Raw genomic sequence first — 18,030 nt, 5'->3', positions numbered from 1 at the left:
ACTAGGAGGCGATATGGCAGCAATAACCTTTCACCTAGACGTAGTAAGCGCTGAGAAGAAAATCTTCTCTGGTCGTGTTGAAACGTTTCAGGTGACCGGTAGCGAAGGTGAACTTGGTATTTTCCATGGTCACACACCGCTGCTGACCGCTATCAAGCCTGGTATGGTGCGTATTGTGAAACAGCACGGCCACGAAGAAATTATTTATGTTTCTGGTGGTATGGTAGAGATTCAGCCTGGTACAGCGACTGTACTAGCTGATACAGCTATCCGTGGTGAAGAGCTAGACGCAGCGAAGGCAGAAGAAGCCAAACGCCGCGCTGAGGAGCAAATCCAGAATCAGCATGGTGACATGGACTTCGCACAAGCGGCCAGTGAACTGGCTAAAGCCATTGCTCAGCTACGAGTTATCGAGCTGACAAAAAAGCGTCGCTAAGCTCAATTAGCAACGTTGCATGAAAAAAGGCGGCCAATTGGTCGCCTTTTTGATTAATTTTAGTTGGAAATTTACATCCCACCATTAACTAATCCTTCCAAGGTGTTTAAAATAACGCCCAATTAAAATAGAACGTCAATAGGTTATTAATGAAATTCAGTGCTGTGATCCTTGCTGCGGGTAAAGGTACCCGTATGTATTCAAACATGCCTAAAGTGCTACACACTTTGGCAGGGAAGCCAATGGCAAAACATGTGATTGATACATGTACAGGTCTTGGCGCACAAAACATCCACTTAGTATATGGTCACGGTGGTGATCAAATGCAGCAAACGCTAGCAGAAGAGCCTGTAAACTGGGTACTGCAAGCGGAGCAACTAGGTACAGGTCATGCGGTTGATCAAGCGTCTCCGAAGTTTGAAGACGATGAAAAAGTACTGGTGCTTTACGGTGATGTTCCACTGATTTCAGCTGAAACGATTGAAAACCTATTAGATGCACAGCCAACAGGCGGTATTGCGCTACTAACAGTGATTCTAGATAACCCGACAGGCTACGGTCGTATTATCCGTAAGAATGGTCCTGTTGTTGCGATCGTTGAACAAAAAGATGCAACAGAAGAACAAAAACAAATTAAAGAGATCAACACTGGCGTGATGGTTGCGACTGGTGGGGATCTTAAGCGTTGGTTGTCTGGCTTAAACAACAACAACGCACAAGGCGAATACTACCTAACTGACGTTATTGCAGCTGCACACGATGAAGGTCGTGCCGTTGAGGCAGTACACCCAGTCAATGCCATTGAGGTGGAAGGGGTCAATGACCGCGCACAGCTTGCTCGTCTAGAGCGTGCTTTCCAGTCAATGCAAGCTCAGAAACTACTAGAGCAAGGTGTCATGCTACGCGATCCAGCACGCTTTGATTTGCGTGGTGAGTTACAGTGCGGTATGGACTGTGAAATCGACGTGAATGTTATCATCGAAGGTAAAGTTTCACTGGGTGATAACGTGGTTATCGGTGCGGGTTGTGTACTGAAAGATTGTGAAATCGACGACAACACCATCATTCGCCCTTACAGTGTGATTGAAGGTGCAACGGTTGGTGAAGAATGTACGGTTGGTCCATTTACTCGCCTTCGTCCTGGTGCTGAAATGCGTAACGATTCCCATGTGGGTAACTTCGTTGAAGTGAAAAATGCGCGCATCGGAGAAGGTTCAAAAGCGAACCACCTAACTTACTTAGGTGATGCAGAGATCGGCCAACGTACTAACATCGGTGCAGGTACTATCACTTGTAACTACGATGGTGCGAACAAGTTTAAAACCATCATCGGTAATGATGTTTTTGTTGGTTCTGATAGCCAGCTGGTGGCGCCTGTCACTATCGCTGATGGCGCAACCATCGGTGCAGGCACGACACTAACAAAAGATGTTGAAGAAGGTGAGTTAGTAATTACTCGCGTCAAAGAGCGCAAAATTACTGGCTGGCAGCGTCCTGTAAAACAGAAATAAACATTACCTGCACTCACTCTATCGCTATACTGTCAAAGCCGCTCAACAAGAGCGGCTTTGTTGTTTCTAGCTCTGGCTTCATCGTTAGTAGCTAGGAATAGCAATACGTTTTTCGAGCCAACGAACGGCTTGAGATACAAATAGGATGAGCAACAAGTACTCCAAAACGAGGAAGGTATAAATTTCTAGGGGTAAGTACTCATTCACCACCAGCTCATTAGCACGGCGAGTGAGATCGCTTAAACCAATCACGCTGACTAAAGAACTCATCTTGAGAATGTAGACAAATTGATTGCCCAGTGGTGGGAGAATTTGCCGAAACGCTTGGGGAAGAATTACCAAGCGCATCTTTTGCCAATAGCTTAAGCCCAAAGACTCAGCTGCTTCATGCTGGCCACGGCTGATAGCTTGTATCCCACCGCGAAACACTTCCGCCATAAACGCACTCTCAGCGATAGTCAGTGCAATAACACCCGCCCAAAAGTGATTGAGTGAGACATCCAATAGCGTAGGCATGCCGTAATACACCCAAAGTAGTAAGACTAAAACTGGCACTGAACGGATCACCTCGACATAAATACGGTTTATCCACTTCAGAGAGGCAGAGTCCGACAGAGCGGGTAACGCAACGATCAGGCCCAAGCTCATCGCAAATAACATACTGAGGAGTGATACCTGAATGGTGTCATTAAACCCAGCGATTAAAAACTTTAGATTGGTGAGCCCTTGATCCGTCGAAGGGTCAAGTACATACCAGCCCCATTGATAATCTGAACAACCAGTGAGTAATAGCAATGAAAATAGCCATAGAGTTCGAAACGTCACATTTACTCCCTGAATTAACTAAAAAACTTCCTTTGTTGCTGCTATGTTATCAGTAGAGCTCTAATAAAGGTTAATTATTAAACCGTATAAGGTCATTATTTTTAAGGGAATAAAAATGAGAAAGATTTTACTAGTGCTAGGAATGTGTTTGCTTGCTGTGACTCAAGTCGCTCACGCTGAAAGCCGTCTTCAATCCATTTTAGACAATGGCGTACTCCGAGTTGGAACGACGGGAGATTGGAATCCGATGACGATGAAAGACCCCGCGACAAACAGTTATCGTGGCTTCGATATCGATGTAACAACAGAACTTGCTAAAGATCTCGGTGTAAAAGTGGAGTATGTGCCCACGGATTGGAAGACGCTAGTTAATGGCATTACCGCCAACAAATACGATATTACTGGCAGCGCATCTCTGAACATGTCGCGCGCGAAAGTAGCTGGATACAGCCAGCCGTATTTCTACCTTGCCTTTGTACCTGTGGTGCAAAAGAAAGATCTCGCCAAATTTTCTGATTGGGCGGATTTTAATAAACCAGAAGTAAAAGTCGCAGCGACGTTAGGTACGGTACAAGAAAAAATGGTGAAAGAGTTCTTCCCGTCTGCTCAGCATATTGTTATTGAAGCGCCAGCGCGCGACTTCCAAGAACTACTAGCTCGCAGGGCCGATGTATCCGTGACGTCCAATGTGGAAGCAGCGACGTTGGTGGATAAGTTTAAACAGTTGGCGATAGTGCCAGTGACCGCACCGCGTAAACCAACCCCAATTGCTATGTTGTTGCCGCAAGACGATCAAGTATGGATTAATTACATCAATCACTGGGTAGAGTTGAAAAAGACTCAAGGCTTTTTTAAGCAGACTGCCAAGAAATGGGGGTTGAAAAGCTTATAAACAGAAAGAGCCGCATTGCGCGGCTCTTTTTATTATCTGAACGATTAAAGTTCGTCTTCACTCACGACTCGGGCGTTGTCAGGAGTCGTAAAGTGCTTGGATAATTCGCGATTCGACAGAATGTATCCCATCCACAGCCCACCCATACAGATGATGATTGCGATGCCAGTAACCATCTGAGCTTGGCTTGCCATTGCGGCTACCAATGCACTTGAGAAGCTACTTACACAGATTTGCAGGCTGTTTTGCAAACCTGCTGCTGTTGCAGGGCTCTGTTGTGCGCTGGCCAGTGCACGGTTTACCACGATTGGGTACAGTGCGCCGTTAGCAACGGCAATCAAACAGAATGGCGCAAGAATAGGCCAAATCGATGACAGCTCCCACTGTGAAGCAATGAAAATCATTAATGCCGCGACACTAAATAGGCCAATCAGTTGGCGCAGAACCTTTTCATCACCAAATTTTCGAACGCCTACTTTACCTAAGTAGCCACCAGCCATAAACGCGATGGTTTGTGGGATAAAGCTCAAACCAATATCTTTTGCTTCGTAGCCCAGTTGCGCCATGATTTCTGGCATCCCAGTTAGGTAAGCAAAGAATGCAGCTGAAGCCGTCGCAAACATAAACACGTTGCCAAGGTATTTTTTAGAACTCAGCAGCGCTTTGATGTCGGCAGACATACTGGTTTGTTTGATTTCTGCTTTCTCGTCTTTTTGTGCCATGGTCGCAAAGACCAAAAAGACGCCAACTAGTGTTAGCGTAATAAAGATACTGTGCCAGCCGAAGTTATCTGCCAACACAACCCCTAATTGAGGTGCTAGTGCTGGTGATAGCGCGACGAGTGGCATGATTGTCGCAAAAATTTGTTGGCTACTGCTTGAGTAGCGTTTAATGACCATAGCCTGCCAGATCACGGCTGGTGCACACACACCGATAGCTTGGATAAAGCGCAGTGTGAGTAGTTGCCATACTTGATCACAGAAAGCCAAACCGAATGACGCGATAGTAAATAGCACCAACCCGGCTGCGAGTGTATTACGATGGCCAAATTTATCGGATGCCAATCCCCACATTAGTTGGCCAATCGCCATACCAACGAGGAATACCGTTAAAGAGAGCGCAATTTGCTCAGGGCCTGTTGCAAAGTCGATTTCCATCGCTTTGAATGCTGGCAGATACATATCGGTAGCAACGAAGCCAAGCATCGATAATGCTGCCAGATAAATGAGCTGTAGTTTTGAGATTTTCATGATTCAACCAGTCAAATTATTTAATCATTTTTTAATCAACATCAGTTGGCGCCAACCCTGATTTATTTACCTTATTATTCTATTTTTCGATTTTGAGAAAATAAAACGCTAAAATTGTTAGTTATCAATCAAATTTTTTGAAAGGTTAAATCATGTTCTCTAAAGCGTCTTTGGAAATGCTGGATACGGTTGCCCGTTTAGGCAGTTTCACCGCTGCGGCTGAGGTATTGCATAAAGTCCCCTCAGCCATCAGCTATGGAGTAAGGCAGGTCGAGCAAGATTTAGATGTGGTGCTGTTTCGACGTTTACCAAGGAAAGTCGAGCTAACTCCAGCGGGTGAACTTTTTATGGCCGAGGCGCGCTCTTTGCTGCGTCAAATGGAAGAGGTGAAAGCACAAACGCGGCGAGCGGCTCAAGGATGGAAAAGCACGTTAAAGCTGACCTTGGATAACGTGGTGAAGTTAGAAAAACTCAAACCTTTGGTGGAAGATTTTTATCGCGAGTTTGAATTTGCTGAATTGCAGATCAATATGGAGGTCTTCAATGGTTCTTGGGAGGCTATAGCACAAGGACGAGCCGATATAGTCGTTGGAGCCACGTCTGCGGTTCCCGTTGGTGGGGATTTTGAAGTCAAAGATATGGGCGTATTAGATTGGGCATTTGTAATGTCACCCGCTCATCCTTGCGTTCGACAACAAGTGCTTACTGAAGAGTTTGTGAGTCAATTTCCGGCGATCTGTCTTGATGATACTTCGAACGTGCTGCCAAAACGCCATACTGGCCATTATCCGCAACAGCGCCGATTATTATTGCCCAATTGGTATAGTGCGATTGAATGTTTAAAAAATGGGGTGGGCGTGGGTTACATGCCACGTCATATTGCAACACCCTTAATCAATGATGGTGTACTGGTGGAGAAGGTCATGCCGGATGATAAACCGCTCAGTCACTGCTGCTTAGTATGGCGCAAAGATGATAATCATAAATTGATCCAGTGGATGGTGGACTATCTTGGGTCGCCTAATCAGCTACATAAAGATTGGTTACAGTCATAAAAAACACCTCGCTAATGCGAGGTGTTGTCTTTGATATATTTGAAATGTGGCGTTTTATGACAAGAAAAACTTATACGATGGGTTGTCTGTCTCGTCTTTGCATTGATAGCCAAGTTCACGTAAATGTGCAGAAAACTGAGCTAAATCGCTTTCATCTAACTCGAAACCACATAAAACACGTCCGTAGTCAGCGCCGTGGTTACGGTAGTTGAACAAGCTGATATTCCAATGAGTACCGAGTGTGCTTAAGAACTTGAGTAGCGCTCCCGGATATTCTGGGAATTCAAAGCTGTAGAGGCGCTCTTTAAGCGGCTTAGACGGCTTACCACCAACCATGTAGCGCACGTGCAGCTTCGCCATTTCATCATCAGACAAATCAACCACTGGGTAGCCACCATCACGTAAGTCGTGAATGATATGTTCTAGCTCTTCCTGACCGCCTTGCAAACGCACACCGACAAAGATATTTGCCAATGCGTCATCGTTGTAGCGGTAGTTAAACTCCGTTACGGCGCGGCCGCCAATGAGGTTACAGAACTCAAAGAAGGCACCTTGACGCTCAGGAATGGTGACGGCAAGCAAACCTTCACGTTTCTCACCAAGCTCGCAACGCTCAGAAACATAACGTAAGCCATGGAAGTTAGTGTTGGCACCAGACAGCACAGTACCTAAATTCTTACCTTGCAGTTTGTTTTGCTCAGCAAACTTCTTCAAACCCGCCAGAGCAAGCGCGCCAGAAGGCTCTGCAATCGCACGGGTGTCTTCAAAGATGTCTTTTACTGCTGCGCAGATTTCATCGCTAGAGACTGCAATATGGCCATCAATGTACTTTTGGCATAGACGAAACGTCTCTTCACCAATGCGTTTTACTGCAACGCCATCGGCAAACATGCTGACCTGGTCTAATACTACTGGTTCACCTGCATCCAATGCCGCTTTGAGGCATGAAGAATCTTCTGGCTCGACCGCAATCACTTTGATTTCTGGCATTAGCTGCTTCACGAGTACCGCAACACCGGCAGCCAAACCGCCACCACCGACAGGGACGAAGATGTAATCAAGGTGACCATTTTGCTGCAGCATTTCCATGCCTATGGTGCCTTGACCTGCAATCACCAGTGGGTGATCGAAAGGAGGGACAAATGTGTACCCATGCAGATCAGAAAGGCGTTCCGCTTCCGCTTTTGCCTCATCAAAGTTGCTGCCGTGCAGCACTACATTGCCACCGAAGCCACGTACCGCATCGACTTTGATGTCTGGTGTGGTTTTGGGCATCACGATGGTGGTCTTGATGCCTAGCTTAGTACCAGAGAGCGCCATGCCTTGAGCGTGGTTACCTGCCGATGCTGCAATGACACCAGCGGCTTTTTGTGCTTCAGATAAACTCGCCACCATGTTGTATGCACCGCGCAATTTGAACGAGTGTACGGGTTGGCGATCTTCACGCTTGATCTGCACGTTATTCCCGATACGTGCAGATAAACGAGGCATTTCTTGCAGTGGCGTCACTGTTGCTACTTCATAAACAGGTGCGCGAAGGATTTGGCGCAGATAATCTGCGCCAGTTTGGTTCACTTGTTTTTCGGGTTGAGCTTCCATCATTGCTAGCCCTCTAGCTTCGACTTGTCTCGTACTGCACCCTTGTCAGCACTGGTTGCCATACTCGCGTACGCTTTGAGTGCAAAGGAAACTTCACGTTGGCGGTCAACTGGTTTCCAGCCTAGTTCGTCTTGTTTTGCACGGCGCTCAGCAAGTTCTTGTTCAGACACTTGGAGTGAAATTGAACGGTTTGGAATATCAATTGCGATCATATCGCCTTCTTTTACCAGGCCAATTGCACCGCCGTTTGCTGCTTCAGGAGAGGCGTGACCGATTGACAGACCTGATGTGCCGCCAGAGAAACGGCCGTCAGTCAGAAGTGCACACTCTTTGCCAAGGCCCATCGATTTTAGATAAGTGGTTGGGTAAAGCATTTCTTGCATGCCCGGACCACCTTTAGGGCCTTCGTAACGGATAACAACCACGTCGCCTGCTTTTACTTTGCCACCCAAGATGCCTTCTACGGCGTCTTCTTGGCTTTCGAAAACTACGGCTGGGCCAGTGAATTTATGAATGCTCTCATCCACACCAGCAGTCTTAACGATACAACCATCTAATGCGATGTTGCCTGATAGAACGGCTAGGCCACCTTCTTGGCTAAAGGCATGATCGATAGTACGAATACAACCTTCCGCACGGTCGTCATCAAGGCGATCCCAGCGGCAATCTTGTGAGAACGCTTGAGTAGTACGAATACCCGCAGGACCTGCGCGGTAGAACTTAAGTACTTCTTCGTCTTCAGTTTGGATGATGTCGTATTTCGCCAGCTGCTCTTTCATCGAAAGGCCAAGCACGGTGCGCGCATCATTGTGTAGAAGACCTGCACGATCTAACTCACCAAGAATCGCCATGACGCCACCTGCGCGGTGTACGTCTTCCATGTGATATTTCTGGGTAGATGGTGCCACTTTACATAGGTGTGGTACTTGACGTGATAGGCGATCGATATCTTCCATATCGAAATCCACTTCACCTTCTTGCGCCGCGGCAAGTAGGTGCAGAATGGTGTTGGTTGAACCGCCCATTGCGATGTCCAGTGCCATTGCGTTTTCGAACGCATCAAACGTAGCGATGTTGCGCGGCAGTGCTGATTCGTCATCTTGCTCGTAGTAACGACGAGTCAGTTCAACGATACGACGACCTGCATTAAGGAACAGTTGTTCACGGTCAGCGTGCGTTGCCAGCATAGAACCGTTACCTGGTTGAGAAAGACCCAGTGCTTCCGTTAGACAGTTCATTGAGTTTGCAGTGAACATGCCTGAACACGATCCACACGTTGGACATGCGCTGCGTTCGATCTGCTCGCTTTGCTCATCAGACACTTTTGGATCCGCGCCTTGGATCATCGCATCTACAAGGTCTAGTTTGATGATCTGATCAGAAAGCTTGGTTTTACCCGCTTCCATTGGACCACCAGAAACAAAGATAACAGGGATGTTAAGACGCATAGATGCCATCAACATTCCTGGAGTGATTTTGTCACAGTTAGAGATACATACCATGGCATCGGCACAGTGCGCGTTGACCATGTATTCTACTGAGTCTGCGATCAGTTCGCGTGAAGGCAGTGAGTACAGCATGCCGCCGTGACCCATTGCGATACCATCATCAACCGCGATGGTGTTGAATTCTTTCGCAATACCGCCAGCTTTTTCGATTTCGCGTGCTACAAGCTGGCCCATGTCTTTCAGGTGTACGTGACCCGGAACAAATTGAGTAAACGAGTTTACAACGGCGATGATTGGTTTACCGAAGTCTTCTTCTTTCACACCCGTTGCACGCCACAGTGCTCGTGCACCCGCCATGTTACGACCATGTGTGGTGGTAGCTGATCTATATTTTGGCATTTCCTAATCCTTCTTACTTCTGTTCTGGGTACACATAGTCTAACCAGCCCCACTTATCTTCCGTGGTGCCGTCAAATAGGCCAAAGTAGGCTGCTTGTAGTTCTTTAGTGATAGGGCCGCGCTTACCAGTGCCCACTTCAATCTTGTCGATGGTTGCCACTGGTACAATCTCAGCCGCAGTACCTGTCATGAAGACTTCATCGGCAAGGTAAAGGGCTTCACGAGCAATGTTCGCTTCACGTACTTCGTAGCCTTTATCGCGTGCAATTGTCATGATCGAGTCACGAGTGATGCCCGGTAGAATCGCGCTAGTTGCTGGTGGTGTGGTGATTACGCCATCTTTGATAACGAAGATGTTTTCACCAGCCCCTTCCGATAGGTAACCATCTACGCTTAGCGCAATACCTTCGTCGTAACCGTGACGACGCGCTTCACCACCAACCAGTAGTGAAGATAGGTAGTTACCGCCTGCTTTAGCTGCAGTTGGGATGGTGTTTGGCGCAGCGCGGTTCCAGCTTGAAATCATCGCATCGACACCTTTTTCTAGCGCTTCTTCGCCTAAGTAAGAGCCCCAAGGAAATGCTGCAATGATTAGATCCATCTCAGTGCCAACTGGTGGACATACGCCTAAGCCAACATTACCGACAAAACCCAATGGACGAATGTAAGCGCTGTCGAGTTTGTTTTGGCGCAGTGTTTCGCGGGTCGCTTCCATGATTTCTTCTACAGAGAAAGGGATCGGAAAGCGGTAAATCTTGGCAGAATCTTTTAGACGTTGTGCATGCTCACGGTGACGGAAGACAATTGGGCCTTTTGGTGTGTTGTAACAGCGCACGCCTTCAAACACGGATGTACCATAGTGCATTGCGTGAGTCAGAACGTGAACGTTCGCCTCTGCCCATGGAACCATCTCACCATTAAACCAAATGAAATCTGCAGTTTTCGTTGCCATTTGTTGCCTTCCTTATGCACTTACGTGTTGTTGTAAGTTGTGATTTGGCAGTTCATCGTTGCGGATTTTTAGCACCTCAACCTTACGAACGTCCCACAACTTCTCTATTTGATTGATCAAAAACGAGATTGGTCGATCGCTGTCGACGATGATCTCGACGCTGGCTACTTTGCTTTCGTGGTTTTGCGTAGCAGCGACTTGTTTGATCACGAAGCCTCGGTGACGAATCACACGTAGAACGCGCTCCAACAGTACCGGTTTGTCATCGGCTTTGATGTCGAGTAAATATCTGTCCATGCGATTGTCTCCTATGTATTTTCCAACATATCACTGTTTGATGCGCCAGGTGGCACCAATGGCCACACGTTTTCTTCTTCATCAATCAAAACGTGAAGCATGTAAGAAGTTTCACTCGCTAGCATCTCTTTGAGAGCAGGTTCGACTTCTTCTTTCTTGGTGATGGTTTTGCCCGGGATATCGAATGCTTTTGCTAACATCACGAAATCTGGGTTGTCATCAAGAATGGTTTCACTGTGGCGACCGTCAAAGAACAATGACTGCCATTGGCGAACCATGCCAAGACGTTGGTTATTAAGAAGGACAATCTTCACTGGAATCTGCCGACGCTTCAGCGTGCCCAATTCCTGAACGTTCATCATAAATGAACCGTCACCTGTAATAAGGATAGACTGATCATCAGGACGTGCGACTGCAGCGCCCATCGCTGCTGGCAAGCCAAAGCCCATGGTGCCAAGGCCAGCAGAAGTGATGAAATTTTGTGGTTCGCGTGGCTGGATATGTTGCGCTGCCCACATCTGGTGCTGACCGACGTCGGTCGAGACAATTGAGCTATCTGGCATCATGTCAGACAGTTGTTTAAGCAATAGCGGTGCGTAGATTAACTCGCCCGGGTGGTCGTAACGCCACTTAAAGCCGCTGCGCAGACTTTCACTGTGATGAACCCACGGTGAAATATCTTGAGTCAGCTCTAGCTGAGGAAGAATGGTGTTGATGTCGCCACGTAATGGTGCGTTGGCGTGGCGCAGTTTATGAATCTCCGCAGCATCAATGTCGATGTGAATCACTTTCGCATTTGGTGCAAACGTGTCGAGCTTACCCGTCACACGGTCATCAAAGCGCGCGCCAACCACGATCAATAGATCGGCTTCTTGAACCACTAGGTTAGCGGCTTTGGTGCCGTGCATACCCAACATACCAAGATAGTGAGGATCATGGCGTTCAATGGTACCGAGGCCTTTTAATGTGCTAACTGCAGGCATTGGGTTTAAGCGAAGAAATTCGCGTACTGCATCGGTTGCTTTCGCAAGTTGCACGCCACCACCAACATACAACACTGGGCGAGTAGATGCTGCCAGCACATCTTGCGCACGTTTGATATCTTCAGCGCTGACATCTTCGATTGCCGGTGCTATGTATGGAGGAAGAAGGTCTGTAGGTGCTTGAGCGAGTTGAACGTCTTTGGCGATATCGACAATGACAGGACCCGGACGACCAGTTTTTGCGACCTCAAAGGCTTCGGCAAGTGTCGGAGCTAGATCTTCAATTTCGGTCACGAGATAGCTGTGCTTAGTACAGGCTAGGGACATTCCGATCACATCCATTTCTTGGAATGCATCGGTACCGATATGAGAGCTAGCAACCTGGCCTGTGATGGCAACTAGAGGTACGGAGTCAAGGAAAGCGTCGGCAAGGCCGGTAACAAGGTTAGTGGCTCCTGGGCCAGAAGTTGCCATGCACACAGCAACGTCTTGAGTGGAACGAGCCATCCCGATAGCTGCCATAGCGGCCCCTTGCTCGTGACGGCATAGGATGTGTTCCACCCCACCGTCATACAAAGCATCATAGATTGGCATGATGGCCCCGCCGGGGTAGCCAAAAACGGTTTCGATGCCTTGCTGTCTTAAAGCGGCTACGACAAGTTGTGCACCAGTCATCGTAAACCTCCTTTGCTACGTTGTGGCTCGTAGCGATTGCCATATTTATTGCACTTCATGTGCACTCCCATTCTTCCCGTTAAACTGTCCGAGGGTTAGACAGATGACAACTTGTAGTTGTAAAAAAACCCCCGGACTTTTCAGTGCGGGGGTTTTTTGTAATTTGTGGTTACCTTTCGCCCACAATACCCCGCGCGGTGCCAATAATGACCACGATAATCAGGGCTAGCAGTGCGTTGATATGAGCGAAAAGGTTCATCTGTCTGTCGTTCTTTTTTCGTTAAAAAATGTTGTGTAATGTTCTACGAAATTGTTTGCGTCATTAGTGGTATCACACAATTCCGCTGCATGACAAGCAAAAAGTCATTCTTTTTTCACATTAACTCTCAATTGGGACGCGGTATATAACATAACCAACTAGATAAAACATTTGTTTACAGAGTGTTCAAAAAAATTGAGGAACGTATGGGGCTGGCAATCATTCATAGTCGAGCAAGCGTCGGGGTGCAAGCGCCATCGGTTAGTGTAGAAGTTCATATCAGCAACGGCATGCCAGGGTTTACCTTAGTAGGCTTGCCAGAGACAACGGTAAAAGAGTCCAAAGATCGCGTACGCAGTGCGATCATTAATTCTAACTTTCAATTTCCTGCTAAGCGGATCACCGTGAACTTGGCTCCGGCAGATCTACCCAAGGAGGGAGGGCGTTTTGATCTTCCTATTGCATTGGGAATTTTGGCCGCTTCGGAGCAAATCGCGACAGATAAGCTCAAAAACTACGAATTTGTTGGTGAGTTAGCGTTATCTGGTGGTCTGAGACCTGTAAAAGGTGTGCTGCCTGCTGCGCTGGAAGCCAGTAAGATTCAACGTCATTTGGTCGTCCCACATGTGAATGGCGATCAGGCGGCGCTGGTGGGGAAGGAACAACATAAATCGGCCCAATCATTACTGGAAGTATGTGCCGAGCTTTGTGGTCAACATCGACTGAATCTTTTTCAAACGCCTAAGCGAAAAACGATCGAAAAACATGGTCGAGACTTACAAGATATTATTGGCCAACAACAAGGTAAGCGAGCACTGGAGATTGCTGCCGCTGGAAACCACAACTTACTTTTCCTTGGCCCGCCAGGTACTGGAAAAACGATGTTGGCTTCGCGTTTGTGTGACTTATTACCGGAAATGAGTGACGAAGAAGCAATGGAAACCGCTTCGGTGGCATCGTTGACTCAGAGTGAAATTAATGAGCATAACTGGAAGTCGCGTCCGTTTCGTTCTCCGCATCATTCAAGTTCAATGGCGGCATTAGTCGGCGGTGGTTCGGTACCCAGACCAGGGGAGATCTCTTTAGCCCACAACGGGTTATTGTTTCTCGATGAAATGCCCGAATTTGATCGTAAAGTTCTGGACTCGTTACGCGAACCGCTCGAATCTGGCGAGATCATTATCTCTCGAGCGCAAGGTAAAACACGCTTTCCGGCTCGTTTCCAATTAGTCGGAGCCTTGAACCCAAGCCCGACAGGATATTACGAAGGCAATCAAGCGCGCACCAATCCACAAGCTATTTTGCGCTACCTTGGTCGATTATCTGGACCACTGTTAGATCGCTTTGATATGTCTTTAGAAATCCCAGCTTTGCCCAAAGGGACATTAGCAGAAGGTGGTGATCGCGGTGAGCCGACTGCTATCGTAAAAGCGCGTGTGAGCCATGCGCGTAACAATATGCTAAACCGCAGTGGTAAGGTCAATGCACTGCTAGGTAGTCGAGAAATTGAGGCGTTTTGTCCCTTGCATAAGAGTGATGCTGAGTTTCTTGAAACCGCTTTGCATCGTTTAGGGCTCTCGATTCGTGCATATCATCGTATTATCAAAGTGGCGCGAACAATCGCCGATCTGGATGGGGCGGAGCAAATTGAACGAACGCATTTGGCCGAGGCGCTTGGGTATCGAGCGATGGACCGTTTGCTGAAACAGCTTACGGCGCAAGCGGTATAGACAGCAAAGTGTCATCGCAACAAGTGTTGTAAGCACCTTGTTGCGATGAAGTACGTTAGAAGGTGTAGTTGAGACCAAGCGACAATAGGTACTCTTTCTCCTCATAAAACGTGATATTCGAGTCAGTTTGGCTATAGCCGGCTAAAGAAATGAACGACCAGTCTTGCCAGTCAAATACGTTTTGATATTCGTAGGCCGCAAATAGGCTGATGGTGTCGTCATTTCGTGTTTTAGCAAAAGTTTGGCTAGCTGCTTGATAGTCTTTCCATGCATAACCCGCGGTGAGGGCCAATCGATGACGGTTGATAAATTTAAACCAGCTAATGTCAAATCCGTACGAATCAAATGACTCCGCCTTACCGTCGGCATCTTGATTGATGTAGGTGAAAGCGGGTTGCAACATAGATGTTTGGTTGAGTGGAATGCGATAGTCGCCTTTGACATAGTAAAGGTTAGCATCGCGAGCAAGTGAGCGGTCTGTCACTTCCTCCTGCTCGATGTCTTTATCAGCATAAGCAAGATCAAGGTTGAAGTTCTTATCAATCAACCCTTTGATCTGAAAGCGATACGCATTGCCGTCAACATCCGTCTCTTTACGTGCGGTTCCTACTTGATAAGGGTTGCGCCAAGTTTCGCCTTTGAGTACCGTCGGCAGATAGGAAACATCGAGCACGGTGCCAGATTGTAGCTCGTGTTGATAGCCCAACTGAAAAGCGAGTGTACCTACCGCGACATCTGAGCGTGTGGTACCGGCGTAAACTTGGTGGTTGAGCCGGCTACCAAAGGTGTATGTCACACTCCCTAGCGGTGCAGCGATAACGGAACTGTCACTATCGGCACGCTTATCGAGAGAATCGATGGTGTTACTATTTTCTGTATTGAAATTGGATTCTGATGATATGAATCCGGCATTCAGCGAAATTTCACCGCCAAAACCTGCGGTTTCAGCGAGTTGAGCCTGAGCAGAACTGACGACAAAGGCCAAAGGCAAGAGAAGTAGCCTTGGTTTCATTCGTTATCTCCTTGTTGTCGAATGAGTGGTGCACATATTGGTTGCGGTAACAAATCTGACCATTCCCACGCATGTTCCAATGTGGCAAAGGCGCAGTATAATTACACGCTGTTTTATTCTTCACACATTATCACTGTTGTTTGACTATCATGTTGGCATATTTGTTATTTTTTTTTAACGCTTCTTTTGTGATTCTCAATTCTGCGGTTTGTTCACTCGCAATTTGTGTTATCGCTGTATTTAAAATATTGCTTCCTGGCGTAAAGCTAAAAGCACTAGCGACCGCTTGTGCCAATAAGGTGATGTGGTTATGGGCTACCGTTAATGCGTGCATTCTGGCGGTATCTAACCGTGTTGAGTGGGATGTTCAGGGCGGTGAAGCGCTTAAAAAAGACGGGTGGTATCTGCTGATCAGTAACCATCTCAGTTGGACAGATATTGTTGTGCTTTGCTGCGTGTTTAAAGACCGTATTCCCATGCCGAAGTTTTTCCTCAAGCAACAACTGCTGTATGTGCCTTTCATCGGGATGGCGTGTTGGGCGCTCGATATGCCATTTATGCGTCGCTATTCGCGAGAGTATCTGATCCGCAACCCTCATAAGCGAGGTCAAGATTTAGAAACGACACGTCGCTCGTGCGCTAAGTTCAAACACACTCCAACCACAGTGGTTAACTATGTCGAAGGAACCCGGTTTACCGAAGAAAAGCAGCGTAAGAGTAAAGCAAACTATCAATATTTGCTGCAACCAAAATCGGGCGGGATTGCGTACACGTTAGCGGCGATGGGGGAACAGTTCGAGAGCATTATCGACGTTACGTTGGCGTACCCAGAAAATACGCATAAACCGTTCAAGGATTTATTGATGGGTCGCATGAGCAAGGTGGTTGTGCGTGTAAATGTGTTACCCGTTGATGAAAGAGTGCTCGGTGATTACTTCAACGATAAGCCCTATAAGCGACAATTTCAGCAATGGTTGGGGGATGTGTGGCAAGAAAAAGATCGGTTGCTACAAGAGATTTACAAATAAACAAAAGGGGAGCGACGTGCTCCCCTTTTGATTGATATCGATGTGCTTATTTTAGTGTCAGCAAGTAGTTCACCAGAGAGAAGTACTCATCCATCGTTTTGATGCTTTGTGCTTGAACTAGGTATTTGTTGTTAACGATAACCGCAGGAACGCCGGTTAGACCGCTGTTTTCAAATTGCTTGTCCATACGGCGAACCATTGAATCAACCGCGAAGCCTTTGAATGCAGAATCGAATTTTTTCGCGTCTACACCTTCATCAAGGAAGATTTGACGAAGTTCTTCATCATTACGTGGTGCTTTCTTTAGATTGTGGATGCGGTTAAACATCACTGGCACCATTTTGTCTTCCACTTTTAGTGCAACCATCGTTGCGTAGGCTTTGCTCATTGATGGGCCCATGTTGCCACCCATGAAAGAAACGTGGTTTTTTAATAGCTTAGTACCTTCTGGCAACTGCTTTTTCAGTTGCTGGATAACTGGTTCAAAGCTATTACAGTGCGGGCAGTAGAAAGAGAAAAACTCCGTCACAAGAGGTTTTTTTGATGCCTCAAGATCCAATACTTTGTAATGTTCACCTTCTTTGAATTGCGCTGCATGTGCCGACAGGCTTAACATCAGCATAGAAAACAGTGCGAACAGTTTTTTCATCGAAATATCTCCATTTTTGAATTTTTGGCCTGACTTACCATTGAGGCATTAAAGACAGCGGTGCTTCTTCTAAAGCGGCGATCTGCTCTTTAAATGCAAGGACCTGACCTTCCCAGTATTTTGGCTCATTAAACCATGGAAAAGCGAGAGGAAATGCAGGGTCATGCCAACGTTTTGCTAGCCATGCCATATAGTGCACCATTCGTAGACCGCGAAGTGGCTCGATTAGTTTCAATTCTGCAGGATTAAAGTCGCAAAACTCTTGGTAAGCCTCTAAAACAATATCCAACTGCATCAGTTTGTCTTGGCGTTCACCGTTCAGTAGCATCCATAAGTCTTGTACTGCAGGGCCGTTACGAGCGTCATCCAAATCAACAAACATAGGGCCATCTCGCCACAAAATATTGCCTGGGTGGCAATCGCCATGCAAACGAATCATATTGAAGCCTTCTTGCCAGTGGCTTTCAATTGATTTGATCAGCATATCCAAGTCATTGAAGAAGCTGTTCTCCAAGTGCATTGGAATCATATTGGCGTTTTGCAGAATCTCTCTTGGTTGATACAGGTATTCTTGTAAGCCGATCGTAGGGCGATGTTGGAAGGCTTGGCGGCTGCCGACTTTATGGATTCGGCCAAGGAAACGCCCTACACCTTCGAGCTGATCTAAATTGTCAACCTCGTATTGGCGACCACCCACACTATCAAACAGCGCAAAAGCATAGCCTTGATAGTGATGCAGGGTTTCACCGTTGATGCGCACAGGTGGTGCGACGGGGATCTCATTGCCAATCAGCTCTAAAGTAAAGTCGTGCTCCTCTTGGATCTGTTCATTGCTCCAACGTTCAGGACGGTAAAACTTGACGACATAACGACGACGCTCTTCGTCAGTGAATTGATAAACACGGTTTTCGTAGCTATTGAGGGGAAGAAAGCCTGATTCTGCGCGAACGCCGATGCTTTCTAACGCGTACCACATAAAGTCTGGGGTAAGGGCGTCAAAGTTAAACATACTTTGGGACATATAAACAAA

Annotated in this window: 16 protein-coding genes; 6 read left to right on the top strand and 10 right to left on the bottom strand. The window is 47.1% G+C overall.

The features are described 5' to 3' along the window. Positions 1-13: 13 nt before the first annotated feature. Positions 14-436 carry a F0F1 ATP synthase subunit epsilon gene (locus MTF70_RS22010; RefSeq protein WP_005378937.1) on the top strand — a complete coding sequence of 141 codons (423 nt, stop codon included), beginning with the start codon at positions 14-16 and terminating at the stop codon, positions 434-436. 149 nt (positions 437-585) lie between these two features. Then, on the top strand, positions 586-1,947 hold the full coding sequence (glmU, locus tag MTF70_RS22005; protein WP_025768924.1) for a bifunctional UDP-N-acetylglucosamine diphosphorylase/glucosamine-1-phosphate N-acetyltransferase GlmU: 1,362 nt from the start codon (positions 586-588) through the stop codon (positions 1,945-1,947). 84 nt (positions 1,948-2,031) lie between these two features. On the opposite strand, the gene MTF70_RS22000 is transcribed toward glmU, so the two are convergent. Then, a complete protein-coding gene (locus tag MTF70_RS22000) occupies positions 2,032-2,772 on the bottom strand; it encodes an amino acid ABC transporter permease (protein WP_005383852.1) in 741 nt (246 codons plus the stop codon). Between the two features lie 115 nt (positions 2,773-2,887). On the opposite strand from MTF70_RS22000, the gene MTF70_RS21995 reads away from it, so the two are divergent. Then, entirely contained in the window at positions 2,888-3,664 is a 777-nt protein-coding gene (locus MTF70_RS21995; RefSeq protein WP_017821564.1) for a transporter substrate-binding domain-containing protein, read from the top strand. Positions 3,665-3,708: 44 nt separating this feature from the next. Here the strand turns inward: MTF70_RS21995 and punC are convergent, their stop codons facing one another. Continuing rightward, positions 3,709-4,914: a purine nucleoside transporter PunC gene (gene punC, locus MTF70_RS21990; RefSeq protein WP_005378946.1), complete on the bottom strand. Its 1,206-nt coding sequence runs from the start codon at positions 4,912-4,914 to the stop codon at positions 3,709-3,711. 152 nt (positions 4,915-5,066) lie between these two features. Here punC and punR point away from each other — a divergent pair, with 152 nt between their 5' ends. Continuing rightward, positions 5,067-5,969, top strand: coding sequence for a DNA-binding transcriptional activator PunR (gene punR / locus MTF70_RS21985; RefSeq protein WP_017821565.1), 903 nt, complete (start codon positions 5,067-5,069; stop codon positions 5,967-5,969). 54 nt (positions 5,970-6,023) lie between these two features. On the opposite strand, the gene ilvA is transcribed toward punR, so the two are convergent. The 5 genes from ilvA to ilvG are packed head-to-tail and all read right to left on the bottom strand — an operon-like array spanning position 6,024 to position 12,322. After that, a complete protein-coding gene (ilvA, locus tag MTF70_RS21980) occupies positions 6,024-7,571 on the bottom strand; it encodes a threonine ammonia-lyase, biosynthetic (protein WP_042523890.1) in 1,548 nt (515 codons plus the stop codon). Between the two features lie 2 nt (positions 7,572-7,573). Next, positions 7,574-9,415 carry a dihydroxy-acid dehydratase gene (gene ilvD / locus MTF70_RS21975; protein WP_005383859.1) on the bottom strand — a complete coding sequence of 614 codons (1,842 nt, stop codon included), beginning with the start codon at positions 9,413-9,415 and terminating at the stop codon, positions 7,574-7,576. A gap of 13 nt (positions 9,416-9,428) precedes the next feature. Further along, the gene (ilvE, locus tag MTF70_RS21970; protein WP_005378953.1) at positions 9,429-10,367 is read right to left on the bottom strand and encodes a branched-chain-amino-acid transaminase; all 939 of its coding nucleotides are present in this window, start codon (positions 10,365-10,367) and stop codon (positions 9,429-9,431) included. Positions 10,368-10,379: 12 nt separating this feature from the next. Beyond that, positions 10,380-10,664 (bottom strand): acetolactate synthase 2 small subunit, encoded by a 285-nt coding sequence (gene ilvM / locus MTF70_RS21965; RefSeq protein WP_005378958.1) that lies wholly within the window; start codon positions 10,662-10,664, stop codon positions 10,380-10,382. An 11-nt stretch (positions 10,665-10,675) separates the two neighbouring features. Then, a complete protein-coding gene (ilvG, locus tag MTF70_RS21960) occupies positions 10,676-12,322 on the bottom strand; it encodes an acetolactate synthase 2 catalytic subunit (protein ID WP_005378960.1) in 1,647 nt (548 codons plus the stop codon). 465 nt (positions 12,323-12,787) lie between these two features. Here ilvG and MTF70_RS21955 point away from each other — a divergent pair, with 465 nt between their 5' ends. Then, entirely contained in the window at positions 12,788-14,311 is a 1,524-nt protein-coding gene (locus MTF70_RS21955) for a YifB family Mg chelatase-like AAA ATPase (protein ID WP_005383862.1), read from the top strand. A gap of 55 nt (positions 14,312-14,366) precedes the next feature. Here the strand turns inward: MTF70_RS21955 and MTF70_RS21950 are convergent, their stop codons facing one another. Then, positions 14,367-15,323, bottom strand: a complete 957-nt coding sequence (locus MTF70_RS21950) for a DUF2860 domain-containing protein (protein ID WP_005379034.1) — start codon at positions 15,321-15,323, stop codon at positions 14,367-14,369. A gap of 149 nt (positions 15,324-15,472) precedes the next feature. Here MTF70_RS21950 and MTF70_RS21945 point away from each other — a divergent pair, with 149 nt between their 5' ends. Beyond that, positions 15,473-16,351 (top strand): acyltransferase, encoded by an 879-nt coding sequence (locus tag MTF70_RS21945; RefSeq protein WP_064376860.1) that lies wholly within the window; start codon positions 15,473-15,475, stop codon positions 16,349-16,351. 46 nt (positions 16,352-16,397) lie between these two features. Here the strand turns inward: MTF70_RS21945 and MTF70_RS21940 are convergent, their stop codons facing one another. Both MTF70_RS21940 and MTF70_RS21935 read right to left on the bottom strand, forming a co-directional pair. Next, positions 16,398-17,000, bottom strand: coding sequence for a thiol:disulfide interchange protein DsbA/DsbL (locus MTF70_RS21940; protein ID WP_005379036.1), 603 nt, complete (start codon positions 16,998-17,000; stop codon positions 16,398-16,400). Between the two features lie 34 nt (positions 17,001-17,034). Further along, complete coding sequence (locus MTF70_RS21935) at positions 17,035-18,021, bottom strand: serine/threonine protein kinase (protein WP_005379037.1); 987 nt, start codon at positions 18,019-18,021, stop codon at positions 17,035-17,037. Between the last annotated feature and the right edge of the window lie 9 nt (positions 18,022-18,030).

It is taken from the genome of Vibrio sp. 2CM40D (assembly GCF_023161825.1).
GTDB lineage: Bacteria > Pseudomonadota > Gammaproteobacteria > Enterobacterales > Vibrionaceae > Vibrio > Vibrio alginolyticus.
This window is presented reverse-complemented; position numbering and strand designations above follow the sequence as displayed.